This window comes from Halomonas sp. TD01 (assembly GCF_923868895.1).
GTDB lineage: Bacteria > Pseudomonadota > Gammaproteobacteria > Pseudomonadales > Halomonadaceae > Vreelandella.
Genome location: NZ_OV350343.1, coordinates 1,219,657 through 1,233,087 on the forward strand (window position 1 = coordinate 1,219,657; position 13,431 = coordinate 1,233,087).

15 protein-coding genes are annotated in these 13,431 nt (G+C 51.0%); all 15 read left to right on the forward strand.

The window, feature by feature from the left end:
* Positions 1–186: 186 nt before the first annotated feature.
* The 15 genes from argC to atpA all read left to right on the forward strand — a co-directional run bounded on the left by argC (position 187) and on the right by atpA (position 13,401).
* The gene (argC, locus tag L1X57_RS05770) at positions 187–1,221 is read left to right on the forward strand and encodes an N-acetyl-gamma-glutamyl-phosphate reductase (protein ID WP_009723329.1); all 1,035 of its coding nucleotides are present in this window, start codon (positions 187–189) and stop codon (positions 1,219–1,221) included.
* A 102-nt stretch (positions 1,222–1,323) separates the two neighbouring features.
* A complete protein-coding gene (erpA, locus tag L1X57_RS05775; protein WP_009723328.1) occupies positions 1,324–1,677 on the forward strand; it encodes an iron-sulfur cluster insertion protein ErpA in 354 nt (117 codons plus the stop codon).
* Between the two features lie 149 nt (positions 1,678–1,826).
* A complete protein-coding gene (locus L1X57_RS05780; protein WP_009723327.1) occupies positions 1,827–2,597 on the forward strand; it encodes a transporter substrate-binding domain-containing protein in 771 nt (256 codons plus the stop codon).
* Positions 2,598–2,695: 98 nt separating this feature from the next.
* Entirely contained in the window at positions 2,696–3,367 is a 672-nt protein-coding gene (locus tag L1X57_RS05785) for an amino acid ABC transporter permease (RefSeq protein ID WP_009723326.1), read from the forward strand.
* An 11-nt stretch (positions 3,368–3,378) separates the two neighbouring features.
* Positions 3,379–4,137 carry an amino acid ABC transporter ATP-binding protein gene (locus L1X57_RS05790; protein ID WP_009723325.1) on the forward strand — a complete coding sequence of 253 codons (759 nt, stop codon included), beginning with the start codon at positions 3,379–3,381 and terminating at the stop codon, positions 4,135–4,137.
* 565 nt (positions 4,138–4,702) lie between these two features.
* Positions 4,703–6,607, forward strand: a complete 1,905-nt coding sequence (mnmG, locus tag L1X57_RS05795) for a tRNA uridine-5-carboxymethylaminomethyl(34) synthesis enzyme MnmG (protein ID WP_009723324.1) — start codon at positions 4,703–4,705, stop codon at positions 6,605–6,607.
* Positions 6,604–7,269, forward strand: coding sequence for a 16S rRNA (guanine(527)-N(7))-methyltransferase RsmG (gene rsmG, locus L1X57_RS05800; protein ID WP_009723323.1), 666 nt, complete (start codon positions 6,604–6,606; stop codon positions 7,267–7,269). The genes mnmG and rsmG overlap by 4 nt, the downstream gene beginning before the upstream one ends.
* Positions 7,269–8,036 carry a ParA family protein gene (locus L1X57_RS05805; RefSeq protein WP_009723322.1) on the forward strand — a complete coding sequence of 256 codons (768 nt, stop codon included), beginning with the start codon at positions 7,269–7,271 and terminating at the stop codon, positions 8,034–8,036. The genes rsmG and L1X57_RS05805 overlap by 1 nt, the downstream gene beginning before the upstream one ends.
* A gap of 24 nt (positions 8,037–8,060) precedes the next feature.
* On the forward strand, positions 8,061–8,993 hold the full coding sequence (locus L1X57_RS05810) for a ParB/RepB/Spo0J family partition protein (protein ID WP_009723321.1): 933 nt from the start codon (positions 8,061–8,063) through the stop codon (positions 8,991–8,993).
* 223 nt (positions 8,994–9,216) lie between these two features.
* On the forward strand, positions 9,217–9,618 hold the full coding sequence (locus tag L1X57_RS05815; RefSeq protein WP_009723320.1) for an ATP synthase subunit I: 402 nt from the start codon (positions 9,217–9,219) through the stop codon (positions 9,616–9,618).
* Between the two features lie 7 nt (positions 9,619–9,625).
* Positions 9,626–10,453, forward strand: a complete 828-nt coding sequence (gene atpB, locus L1X57_RS05820; protein ID WP_009723319.1) for a F0F1 ATP synthase subunit A — start codon at positions 9,626–9,628, stop codon at positions 10,451–10,453.
* 65 nt (positions 10,454–10,518) lie between these two features.
* Positions 10,519–10,746 carry a F0F1 ATP synthase subunit C gene (atpE, locus tag L1X57_RS05825; protein WP_007112217.1) on the forward strand — a complete coding sequence of 76 codons (228 nt, stop codon included), beginning with the start codon at positions 10,519–10,521 and terminating at the stop codon, positions 10,744–10,746.
* A gap of 78 nt (positions 10,747–10,824) precedes the next feature.
* Entirely contained in the window at positions 10,825–11,295 is a 471-nt protein-coding gene (locus L1X57_RS05830; RefSeq protein ID WP_009723318.1) for a F0F1 ATP synthase subunit B, read from the forward strand.
* 11 nt (positions 11,296–11,306) lie between these two features.
* Complete coding sequence (locus L1X57_RS05835; protein WP_009723317.1) at positions 11,307–11,840, forward strand: F0F1 ATP synthase subunit delta; 534 nt, start codon at positions 11,307–11,309, stop codon at positions 11,838–11,840.
* A gap of 16 nt (positions 11,841–11,856) precedes the next feature.
* On the forward strand, positions 11,857–13,401 hold the full coding sequence (atpA, locus tag L1X57_RS05840; protein ID WP_009723316.1) for a F0F1 ATP synthase subunit alpha: 1,545 nt from the start codon (positions 11,857–11,859) through the stop codon (positions 13,399–13,401).
* The last annotated feature ends 30 nt before the right edge of the window (positions 13,402–13,431 follow it).

Consider the following 13,431-nt stretch of genomic DNA (forward strand, 5'->3'; position numbering starts at 1 on the left):
TGCGCTTATTGTTCGTTTCTACGCATCATGTTCGCTTTAATGAACACATGCCTGTTTCCCCATAGCGCTCTTATGCGCCTACTCTCTTGTGTATCATAGCTAGCTACAGTTCAACAGCCTGTGGTATCTCATTAGGCTGCTAATTATTGTTGGGTCTGACTGTGCGTAATGCGCAAGGAGTGGTTTGTGATTAAGGTTGGCATTATAGGTGGTACCGGCTATACCGGCGTTGAGCTGTTGCGGTTGCTTGCCCTGCATCCACAGGTAAACGTAGAAGCCATTACCTCGCGCTCGGAAGCCGGCGTGAAGGTATGCGACATGTATCCCAACCTGCGCGGCCACTATGACGCGCTTACGTTTAGCGAGCCAGACGCCAAGGCGCTGGGTGCAATGGACGCGGTGTTTTTTGCGACACCCCACGGGGTCGCCCACGCGCTAGCAGGCGAACTGCTCGACAATGGCACTCGGGTAATCGACTTATCTGCTGACTTTCGGCTACGCGATGCCGACGAATGGAGCCAGTGGTACGACCAGCCCCATGGCGCCCCAGAACTGCTAAAAGAAGCCGTGTATGGCCTGCCAGAAATGCATCGTGAACAGATCAAAAAGGCTCGCTTAATTGCCGTGCCAGGATGTTACCCAACGGCTGTTCAACTCGGCTACCTGCCGCTTTTAGAAGCTGGTTTAATCGACCCAGGCCAGTTAATCGCAGACTGTAAATCTGGCGTTACCGGCGCAGGCCGTGGTGCCAAAGTTGCCTCGCTGCTAGCCGAAGCCAGCGAATCGATGAAAGCCTACGGTGCGTCCGGACATCGCCATTTGCCTGAAATTCGTCAAGGCTTAAGCGATATGCAGCCAAACGCCGTGGGGCTTACCTTTGTGCCTCACTTAACGCCTATGATCCGCGGCATTCATGCCACGCTCTATAGTACGCTGACTGAAGAGCCAGGCGATTTACAGGCACTCTTTGAGCAGCGTTACGCCCACGAGCCGTTTGTTGACGTCATGCCTGCAGGCAGCCACCCGGAAACTCGCAGCGTCAAAGGCAACAATACCTGCCGTATCGCTGTTCACCGTCCTGGCAATGGCAATACCGTGGTCGTACTTTCGATAATTGATAACCTTGTTAAAGGCGCATCAGGCCAAGCGATTCAAAACCTGAATCTCATGTTTGGCTTTGACGAAAATATGGGCCTCAACGCCCCAGCGTTGATGCCTTAAGGCACGACTAATTCCCAGCAATAGTTGACCATTTTGCTGGGAATTACCCATAATCACACTCCAATGTCGATTATTCGTTCTTAAAGCTCGCGGGAGGTACCCATGAGCGGTGCAGAAGCTTTTATTCCAACGCCTCTACTATTGTCTGACAGTGCTCGGAAACGCATCCAAGCACTCATGGCAGAAGAGGCCAACCCTGCGCTGAAACTACGCGTTTATGTCACCGGTGGTGGCTGCTCGGGGTTCCAGTATGGGTTTGATTTTGCTGAAAACGTGGCCGAAGACGACACGTTGATTGAATTTGGCGATGCCATCCTCGTGGTCGATCCTCTCTCCTACCAATACTTGGTGGGTTCAACCATCGACTATGAAGAAGGGTTAGCAGGTGCCCGCTTTCGTGTTCAAAACCCCAACGCTACGGCCACCTGCGGCTGTGGTGCTTCCTTCATGGTCTAACCAACGTTGGTAACAACCCCCTCCCCGTGACTTGACGCCTTGGTGGTTTCTCGCCAAGGTTAAAAGGTCAATAACGGTTGCAGACGTAATTTATAAGAGAAAATCTTCTTTAAATGACGTCACTAACCAAATAATACACGGGGAAACTAATGAATTACCTACTAAAAAAATCTGTCATTGCTACCGCTCTTGCTCTGGGTTTAGGCAGTACCACTATCGCGTTTGCACAAACGCCTTCTGTGAATGTGGCCACTGACCCAAGCTTTGTACCGTTCGAAATGATGGATCCTGAAACCGGTGAAATGATCGGTTTTGATATGGATATCATCAACGCCGTCGCCGAGCGCGCTGGCTTTGAAGTTAACCTCACCACGATGGAATTCTCTGGCATCATTCCCGCCGTCCAAACTGGCAGCCAGGAAATCGCCATCGCGGGCACCACCATTACTGAAGAGCGTGCCCAGGTCGTCGATTTCTCCGACCCCTACTATGACTCAGGTCTGCAAATCATCGTGCGCGCTGACAACGAAGATGTCTCTTCGATTGAAGACCTAGCAGGTCTCACCATTGCCACCAAAATCGGCTCTACTAGCTACGACTTCCTTCAGCAGGAACTCGGCGAAGATGCCGACATTACTCCCTATCCTGGCACGGCTGATATGTACATGGCGCTCTTAGGGCGCAACGTCGACGCAGTGCTGTACGACGCCCCTAACGTCGCCTACTTCTCACAAACCCGTGGTGAAGGCCGTACCAAGGTGGTTGGCCCACTATATGAAGGCCAGCAGTACGGCATTGTTTTCCATAAAGGCAGCGAGTGGGTAGAGCCTACCAACGAAGCGCTTGCCGCTATGCGTGAAGACGGCACCTACGATGAAATCTACACGAAGTGGTTTGGTGAAGCCCCCAGCGCTGAGTAACGCCGCTGTTCGCTATCACTAACAAGTGCTTTTCATCTCAGGGCCGGGCGGCTATTCCCCCGGCCCTGTGTCGTTGTTAATTTTTCTGGAGATAACGCGTGGACGTTAACTTTCAGTTTGATTGGTCGGCCGCATTTGGGTCGATCCCTTATCTGTTACCAGGTATTCCTTGGACACTGCTTATATCGTTTGGCGGCTTAGCTATCGGCTTCTTTATTGGCATTTTCTTTGGTTTATTGCGCATTAGTCCAGTGCGTTGGCTACGCTGGCCAGCGATTTTTTACGTCGAAGTTTTTCGCGGCACGCCCATTTTAGTGCAGGTTCTGTTTATCTTTTATGGCTTACCCCAACTACTGGGCAGCCCAATCAACGCATTAGTCGCCGGTATCGCCGCTATCGCCATTAATTCAGGGGCTTATATCTCTGAAATAGTGCGGGGCGGCGTGCAGTCTATCGAGCGTGGTCAGCGAGAAGCCTCTCTCTCATTAGGCTTGTCTCGAACCCAAGCTTTTCGTTACGTGATTTGGCCCCAAGCCCTACGGCGCATGATTCCTCCGCTGGGCAACCAGGGCATCATCAGTATCAAAGATACCTCGCTATTTTCAGTGATTGGGGTCGGTGAATTGGTTCGCCAAGGGCAAATTTATATTGCGACTACCTTTACCGCACTTGAGGTCTATTTCATGGTGGCGCTGATGTACCTTGCCATCACCTGGACTCTCTCTTTGATTCTGCGCCAAATTGAGCGCAGAGGCCTCGCAGGACAATAAAGGAACGTGCAATGACCTCTACCCAATCGCCAATTGTGCGTATGCAGCAGCTCAATAAGCATTTTGGCAGCCTGCACGTACTCAATAATATTGATCTTGAAATTATCCCTGGTGAAGTCGTCGTTATCATCGGTGCCAGTGGCTCTGGTAAATCAACACTCATCCGCTGTATCAACGGCTTAGAAGAGTTTCAATCCGGCTCTCTTGATGTTGATGGCAACCAATTACTGCCCAATGGTAAAAGCAGTAAAGCGCTGCAAACTATCCGTACTGAAGTCGGCATGGTGTTTCAGCAGTTCAACCTTTTTCCCCACTTAAGCGTGCGCGACAACGTCACCCTTGCGCCCATGAAAGTGCGGGGGTGGAGCCGACAAGATGCCGAAGATACTGCTGAAAGACTGCTAGAGCGCGTTGGTATTGCAGACCAAGCAGATAAGTACCCAAGCCAGCTATCGGGCGGGCAACAGCAACGTGTGGCGTTAGCCCGAGCATTAGCCATGGAACCCCGCCTTATGCTGTTTGACGAGCCTACGTCAGCGCTTGACCCTGAAATGATTGGTGAAGTGCTGGACGCCATGCGAGAGCTTGCCAAAGAAGGCATGACCATGGTGATTGTTACCCATGAAATGGGCTTTGCCCGTGAGGTGGCAGACCGCGTTATTTTCATCCATAAAGGCGAAATTGCCGAACAAGGCCCCCCCGAGCAACTGTTCGATACGCCACAACATGAGCGAACACAATCCTTCCTTGCACGCGTTTTGAAGCACTAATGTCGGAATTAATCTGACTTTTTTGCCAATTTTTACCCCGTTAAATGGCCTGTCACCACGACAGGCCATTTTTTTTGCCTGTGGATACTATTTTTTACACGCTTTGTTATATCGCGCTACGACACCTACCATGAGCGCAAATAAGCACTTTATAAGACACCAATCTCACTTGTTCACAGGTGCGGTAACAAACTCGGTATGAGCCGGTGGATAACCCGTTGTTTGTCATGCTTGTGTGTAAGTCGCACTTTCATCCACAGGAGTAGCACCGCTTCTACTCAGGTACTCCGCCGTTTAATCATGTAAAAGCTAACAATTTAAGTCGTTGAAATTAATTGTTTAATTTCGGTTATCAACAGATTTTGTCCACACCAGTAGTTACAACATCAATAGAACTTCTCTTATATATTTTTATTTTGTTATTAATAATAGATGGATACTTAGTTTTGGGTGTGGAAAAACCTGACGGTTACCCACAGGAGGTTTATACTGGCGGGCTTACTCAATCAGTGAACACACACTGACTCACATCATCCGTGCCAAACGGCGCAAGACGAGGTGCCTCTTGAACTATCCCGACCGCTTTGACGTGATTGTCATCGGCGGTGGCCATGCGGGAACTGAAGCCGCATTGGCCTCTGCTCGTATGGGTTGTCAAACCCTATTGCTAACTCACAATTTCGAAACGCTCGGCCAAATGTCGTGCAACCCAGCGATTGGTGGGATTGGCAAAAGCCACCTAGTAAAAGAAATTGATGCACTCGGTGGTGCAATGGGGCTAGCCACGGACTTAGGCGGCATCCAGTTTCGGGTATTGAACGCTCGTAAAGGCCCAGCCGTTCGAGCGACACGTGCTCAAGCAGACCGAATTCGCTACAAAGCCGCTATTCGCGGAATGCTGGAAAACCAGCCGAATTTAACGATTTTTCAGCAAGCCGCTGGCGATCTGATTGTGGATAACCACACCGTTCGAGGTGTCGTAACCGAAACAGGCATCCGCTTCCACGCGGAGTCCGTCGTTCTATCAACGGGGACGTTTTTAGGGGGAGTTATCCACATTGGGTTGGATCAAAGCCGCGGGGGTCGCGCCGGGGATCCGCCGTCCAATGCTTTGGCTGAACGCTTACGAGCATTACCGTTTCGCGTTGATCGATTAAAAACCGGGACGCCTCCACGTATTGATGCCAAAACCGTCGACTTCACATCATTGGAAGAGCAGCCAGGTGATACGCCAACGCCGGTCATGTCATACCTTGGTTCACGGGAAATGCATCCTCAGCAGGTGAGCTGCCACATTGCGCACACCAATGAGCGCACCCATGAAATCATCATGGCGAACCTAGACCGCTCACCCATGTATTCTGGTGTCATCGAAGGCATTGGTCCGCGATACTGCCCGTCGATTGAAGACAAAGTTCACCGTTTTGCCGACAAATCAAGCCATCAGGTATTTATTGAACCTGAAGGCTTGGACACACATGAGCTCTATCCCAACGGAATCTCAACGTCGTTGCCTTTCGATGTTCAGTTACAGGTGGTTCGCTCGATTAAAGGTTTAGAAAACGCTCATATCACACGGCCTGGCTACGCCATTGAGTACGACTTTTTTGACCCGCGAGATTTAAAACACTCGCTGGAAACTAAATTTATCCACAACCTGTTTTTTGCTGGACAAATAAACGGTACTACCGGCTACGAAGAGGCGGGTGCTCAAGGGTTGCTGGCAGGCTTGAATGCCGCTCGTCGCGCCAAACAATTAGAGGCGTGGCATCCCCGCCGTGATGAAGCTTATCTCGGTGTGTTGGTGGATGATCTGATTACCATGGGTACCAAAGAGCCCTACCGCATGTTTACCTCACGTGCGGAATATCGTCTCCTGCTACGCGAAGACAATGCTGATCTGCGTTTAACTGAGAAAGGTCGCGAGCTCGGTTTAGTCGATGACAAGCGTTGGGCGGCGTTTAGCCAAAAACGCGAAGCCATCGAACGTGAAACAGCTCGTTTGGCAACCGTTTGGGTGCAGCCCAATACACCTGCCGCCGCTAAAATTGCTGAAAAAACCGGTAGACCGCTTCCTCGCGAATACTGCTTGAGCGATTTGTTAAAGCGCCCCGAGCTTACCTATGCAGATATTACATCGCTGCCAGGTATCGAAAGCGGCGATGTTGACGATGAAACAGTTGCCGAACAGGTACAAATTCAAGCGAAATATCAGGGGTATATTGACCGTCAGCAGGATGAGATCGATAAACTCAAACGCCATGAAGCAACACCGCTACCTGCCGAGTTGGATTATCAGCGGGTCGAAGGTCTGTCTAATGAGATCCGTCAAAAGCTTAGCGAAACGCGTCCTGAAACCCTGGCTCAAGCGGCTAGAATCTCAGGCGTGACCCCTGCAGCGGTGTCTATTTTGCTAATACATTTGAAAAAACGTCGGTTAGTCAGCAATACCGAGGTAGTTAACGGATGAGTCAATTAACGCCATTGATCAACAGTTTGCCTAAAACGGTTGCACCCCGGTTAGATGAAGGATTAGCTGAGCTAGGTGCCACTGTGACTGCCAAACAGCGCGAACAACTACTCGGTTTGCTCGCTCTATTGCACAAGTGGAATCAGGCTTATAACCTCACCGCTGTGCGCGATGTTGAAGAAATGGTTTCACGACACGTGCTGGATAGTGCTGCTGTTGCGCCTTATGTTCATGGGCCTCAGGTACTTGATGTAGGTGCTGGCCCCGGCTTACCAGGCCTTGTGCTTGCTATTATGAAGCCTGAATTACAGGTAACGCTGCTCGATAGCAATGGCAAGAAAGTTCGCTTTCAGCGCCAAGCAGTGATGGAATTAGCGTTGACTAACGTCACGCCAACCCAAGCTCGTGTCGAGCAATTCAATGGTCAGGCGTTTGATCAGGTTATTTCCCGAGCCTTTGCCAGCTTGGTAGACTTTATTTCGCTAACCCGAGCGCTACCGGCAGCTCACGGGCAGTGGCTTGCTATGAAAGGCCCTGGCGCTGATGATGAACTGCGTAAGTTGCCCGCCTATGTTGAGCTCCAGGCGCGTCACCTACTGAGTGTACCCTTCGAGACGGCCGAGCGGCAGCTGTTGATTCTGACCCCAAAAGGAGTTGAGTAGTGAGCCAGATCATTGCCCTGACCAACCAAAAAGGCGGTGTGGGCAAGTCCACTTCAGCCGTTAATCTCGCCGCCAGTTTGGCAGCACTTGATCGTCGGATCCTGCTGGTAGACTTAGACCCACAGGGGCACGCCAGCATGGGCAGCGGCATTGATAAGTACGCGCTAGAAAAAAGCGTACTTGACGTACTGCTGGGAGAAACATCCGCAAGCGATGCGATTGTTCGCGGTCTTCCAGTAAAATACGATGTCCTACCTGGCAATGGCGACTTAACTGCCGCTGAAGTAGAGCTGCTCGATAGTGACCAGCGGCAAAGTCGTTTGTCGTTAGCACTGCAGACCGTGGCAGATGACTATGATGTCGTGCTCATTGACTGCCCACCGTCGCTGAATATGCTTACCGTGAATGCGTTGACCGCTGCTAATGGCGTACTTATTCCATTACAGTGTGAATTCTACGCATTGGAAGGATTATCAGCGCTGCTGGATACTGTTGAGCAGATTAAACAGAGCATCAATCCTGATCTAGCCGTTTCTGGCATTCTGCGTACTATGTACGATAAGCGCACCAGTTTGACTCGCGAAGTCGACAAACAACTGAGAGACTTTTTTGGCGATGCGCTGTTAAAAACAACCATTCCGCGCAATGTGAAGGTTGCTGAAGCACCAAGCCATGGCTTGCCCGTTACTCAATACGCGCGCTTTTCGCGGGGTAGCCAAGCTTATCGTGTGCTTGCTAAAGAGATGATTCGGCGGCTATCGCTGTAACATAAAAAGTACGAGGGGAAGCGAATGACGCGTAAACGCGCGCTAGGACGTGGCCTGGATGCCCTGATTGGTGCGGGCGCCCGTCGTCGTGACAGTTTAGATCTTACCGGTGGCGTGACGCTGGATAGTGCAGACACGTCACAGTTGCCTGCAGCACCAATGGAAGAAGCGGCGGCTGAACGGCTAGAACGCTTACCTCTTGGCCAGCTTACCCGTGGTAAATATCAGCCACGTCGGGATATTCAGCCAGAAGCATTGGAAGAGCTTGCTGATTCTATTCGTGCACAAGGGGTGATGCAGCCTATTGTGGTTCGCCCAGTGGGTGAGAACCGCTATGAAATTATCGCGGGTGAACGTCGCTGGCGTGCTGCACAGTTAGCCGAATTAGATGTTATCCCTGCCGTTATTCGCGATGTCAGTGATGAGGTAGCACTTGCACTGGCGTTGATTGAAAATATTCAGCGCGAAAATTTAAATGCCATCGAAGAAGCGCTTGCTCTAAAACGTTTAGGGGAAGAGTTTGAACTCACCCAGCAGCAAATTGCCGATGCGGTCGGCAAATCACGCACACAAGTCGCCAACTTATTGCGCTTGTTAGCGTTAGACCCTGAAGTACAAACGCTGCTGGAACGCGGTGATTTAGACATGGGGCATGCGCGAGCCCTGCTCTCGCTTAACAGTACCCAGCAGCGCCAAATTGCCCATGAAGTGGTCAATAATGATTTAACCGTTCGTGACACCGAAGCACTGGTTAAAAAAGTACAAGCTAACCAGGCACCTGCCCAGACTCCGCCGCGTACCGCCAAAACACCGGATGTCGCACGGCTTGAAACACACCTAGGGGAATTGCTAGGTGCTCCCGTCTCTATTGATCACGGGCAAAAAGGGAAGGGAAAAGTAACTATTCGCTATACCAGCCTTGAAGAGCTCGACGGGATTTTAGCGCATATTAAATAGCAGGCTTATGAAAGTTACGGCGTTTTTTTAGCCCTTTGGTCGCAAGTAGGTGCCGAAACGCGCGAAATCCGTGCAACTTCGGTTGAAGGTGTGATAGCGCTTCCCTATAATCGCGCAAGATTTGTGCAGGTCGTCTGTTATGACGATGAGCAACAGATTTTAAAAACGACGGTTGTAAAAACGATGGTTGTAAAAACTATCCAACCTAACGTGCTGGGGAATTATGCGACGTTTGGAAACCCAGCGACAAAAAACATATTTTGTTCGACTAATGTTGGCGCAACTTGTCGTTACGCTCTTGGGTATATTGCTCGCGTTTTCGATAGCTCATTTGGCAGGCGTGTTATCGGTGTTGAAAGGAGCGCTGGTAGCGCTACTACCACACGCTTTTTTTATACAGCGAATGGGTATTTTTCGCGCAAAGCGTCGTTTATCTGGCGCGATGGATTTATTTCGCGCCGAAGCAGGTAAGTTTGGTTTGACGGTGGCACTTTTTTCACTGGTGTTTGTTGTAGCGCCCCCTTCAAACCCCGCTTTCTTTTTTAGTGCTTATGTCGCGGTTATTTTGACGCATTGGCTAGCACCTTGGTTAATGCCCAGGAAATCGCACAACTTATTGAGGTGACATGTCTATGGCCGCAGGAAACGAAGTCTCATCGACTTACTATATCCAGCACCACTTGCAGAACCTAACCTTTGGTAATCACCCAGAGAATGGTTGGTCGCTGGCTCATTCCGCCGAAGAAGCGCGTGAAATGGGCTTTTGGGCTATCCACCTGGATACCATGGGTTGGTCAATCGCCATGGGCTTGCTGTTCATTTGGCTCTTCCGTAAGGCAGGTAAACTAGCCACTACCGGCGTGCCCGGTGGCTTACAAAACGCCGTAGAGATGGTGGTTGAGTTCATTGAGAACCTGACCCGCGCCACTTTCCACGGACGTAACCCCATTATTGCACCTTTGGCGTTGACGCTGTTCGTGTGGATTCTCCTCATGAATACGCTGAAGATTATCCCAGTTGATTACTTCCCTGTGCTGTTCAATAAGTTAGGCGTTGAGTACATGAAAATTGTACCGACGACTGATCCCAACGCCACCCTAGGTATGGCGTTAGGTGTGTTCTGTTTAATTATTTATTACAGCATCAAAGTGAAAGGGGCAGGTGGCTTCGCTAAAGAGCTTTCACTGACGCCATTCAATCACTGGGCACTCATTCCTTTCAATTTAGTGCTTGAAGTGATTGGTTTGCTCGTGAAGCCGCTAGGCCTTGGCCTGCGTCTGTTCGGCAACATGTTTGCCGGTGAGGTTATCTTTATCCTGATCGCCCTACTGCCGTTCTGGGCTATCTGGCTGTTGGACGTGCCATGGGCCATCTTCCACATTCTTGTGGTAACGCTGCAGGCCTTTATTTTCACCACGCTCTCGGTCGTATACTTGAGCGCGGCGCACGAACACCACTAAACCAAGCAACAACGCTTTCATTAACCCTCAACCCTTAACCAAAACTTAAACTCAGGAGCAACATCATGGAAATGGTTTATCTCTCAGCTGCCATCATCATCGGTCTGGGCGCACTGGCTACTGGCATTGGCTTTGCCTTGTTAGGCGGCAAGTTGCTTGAATCTACTGCGCGTCAACCTGAACTGGGCGACCAGCTGCAAACCAAAACCTTCATCATGGCCGGTCTGCTTGACGCCGTTCCGATGATCGGTGTTGGTATCGCGATGTACCTGATCTTCGTTGTCGCCGGTTAATGACAGCTTAGCCGAGCGGATAACCCGCTCGGTTTTGTTTCACTCCGGTCGCCACGAACTTGTCAGAGGTACATCCCTGTGAATATCAACATGACGCTTATCGGGCAGACGATCGCCTTCGCGATCTTTGTCTGGTTTTGCATAAAGTATGTGTGGCCTCCGATCAGCAACGCTCTTCACGAGCGTCAGAAGAAAATTGCTGATGGCTTAGACGCAGCCAGCCGTGCTACTCGCGATCTTGAGCTAGCTCAAGAGCGTGCAGAACAAACGCTGCGTGAAAGCAAGGAGCAGGCTTCTCAAATTCTCGAGCAAGCCAACAAGCGCTCTGCTCAGATGATCGAAGAAGCACGTGAACAGGCCCGCGCTGAAGGCGAACGCCTAATGGCAAGTGCACGTTCAGAAATTGAGCAAGAAGTGAATCGAGCAAAAGACGAGCTTCGTGCCCAGGTTTCTCACCTCGCCATCATTGGTGCTGAGCGTGTACTAGAAGCTTCGGTCGACGAGAAAGCACATCGCAAGTTACTTGATGAGCTTGCTGCTGAACTGTAAGGAGGTGACCCATGGCGGAATTACTTACCGTCGCTCGTCCTTACGCTAAGGCGGCGTTTGAATACGCGCGTGATCATGAGGCGTTTGATAGCTGGTCCCAAGCGCTTGGTTTTTTAAGCGCTGCGGTTGCTAACAGCGACGTTCGCCGTCTGCTGGGTAGTCCAAAACTTGAGAACGACAAAAAGGTAGCGTTGCTTTCCGATATGTTGTCGGAAAAGCAAGAAGGCCTGTCGCGGTTTTTGGATACCTTAGCTGACCAAGGACGCTTGTTGGCACTGCCCTTCATTGCTGAACAGTTCGAGTACTTGCGTGCCGAACATGAACAGCGCGTTGAAGTGACAGTAACGTCAGCTTACAAGCTGACTGCCGCACAGCAGACCAAGCTAGCGAACGCACTCAAGAAACGTCTGAATCGCGAAATCTCCATTACTACTCAGGTGGACAAGACGCTTATTGGCGGTGTCATCCTGCGTGCCGGCGATACCGTCATTGACGGTTCGGTGCGTGGTCGATTGAATCGCCTTTCCGAAGCGCTGACCGCTTGAGTCTGAGGGACATGGCATGCAGCAACTGAATCCTTCCGAGATCAGCGACATCATCAAGCAGCGAATTGAGAAGCTTGACGTCGCATCCGAAGCCCGTAATCAGGGCACCATCGTCAGCGTTTCCGACGGTATCGTGAAAATTCACGGCCTCGAAGACGCGATGTTCGGTGAAATGATCGAATTCCCTAACAGCATCTTTGGCATGGTACTGAACCTGGAGCGTGACTCCGTTGGTGCCGTTGTCCTGGGTGACTATCTGCAACTTCAAGAAGGTATGACCGCTCAGTGTACGGGTCGTATCTTAGAAGTGCCGGTAGGCCCTGAGCTGGTAGGTCGTGTGGTCGATGCATTAGGTAATGCCATCGACGGCAAAGGCGATATCAACGCCAAAATGACCGATGCGGTAGAAAAAGTAGCGCCTGGCGTTATTACCCGTCAGTCCGTTGACGAGCCGATCCAAACAGGTTTGAAGTCTATCGACGCCATGGTGCCAATCGGTCGTGGTCAGCGTGAGCTGATCATCGGTGACCGTCAGATTGGTAAGTCTGCCATTGCTATCGATGCGATCATCAACCAGAAAGGCAAAGGCGTTACCTGTGTTTACGTAGCAATTGGTCAGAAGCAGTCGACCATTGCTAACGTGGTACGCAAGTTAGAAGAGCATGGCGCGATGGAACACACCATCGTTGTGGCTGCTGGCGCTGCCGATCCGGCACCGATGCAGTTCTTGGCCGCTTATTCTGGCTGCACCATGGGTGAGTACTTCCGTGACCGTGGTGAAGACGCACTGATCGTTTATGACGATCTTTCCAAGCAGGCTGTGGCTTACCGTCAGGTATCGCTACTGCTGCGTCGTCCGCCTGGTCGTGAAGCGTATCCTGGTGACGTTTTCTATCTCCACTCACGTCTGCTAGAGCGCGCTGCGCGCGTTAATGCTGATTACGTTGAGAAGTTTACTGACGGTGAAGTAAAAGGCAAAACCGGTTCTTTGACCGCACTGCCGATTATTGAAACCCAAGGTGGTGACGTTTCTGCGTTCGTTCCGACTAACGTAATCTCGATCACCGATGGTCAGATTTTCTTGGAAACCAACCTGTTTAACTCCGGTATTCGTCCGGCGATTAACGCAGGTCTATCGGTTTCTCGTGTTGGTGGTGCAGCGCAGACCAAGATCATCAAGAAGCTGGGTGGCGGTGTTCGTTTGGCCTTGGCTCAGTACCGTGAGCTGGCGGCGTTCTCGCAGTTTGCTTCTGACCTTGATGAAGCTACCCGTAAGCAGCTTGAACATGGCCAACGCGTTACCGAACTGATGAAGCAAAAGCAGTACTCGCCGATGTCAGTGGCGGAAATGGCGCTGTCTCTGTACGCCGCTAACGAAGGTCACCTGGATGATGTGAGCGTCGATAAAGTGCTGGACTTCGAACGTGCTCTGCACGATTACATGAAGTCTGAGCACAACGATCTGCTCGATAAGATCAACCAGACCGGCGACTACAACGGCGAGATTCAGGACGGCTTGAAGTCAGGTCTCGAGAAGTTCAAGGCGACTCAGAGCTGGTAATGTTCGGCCCGCCTGCGGGCGGGCTTGCAT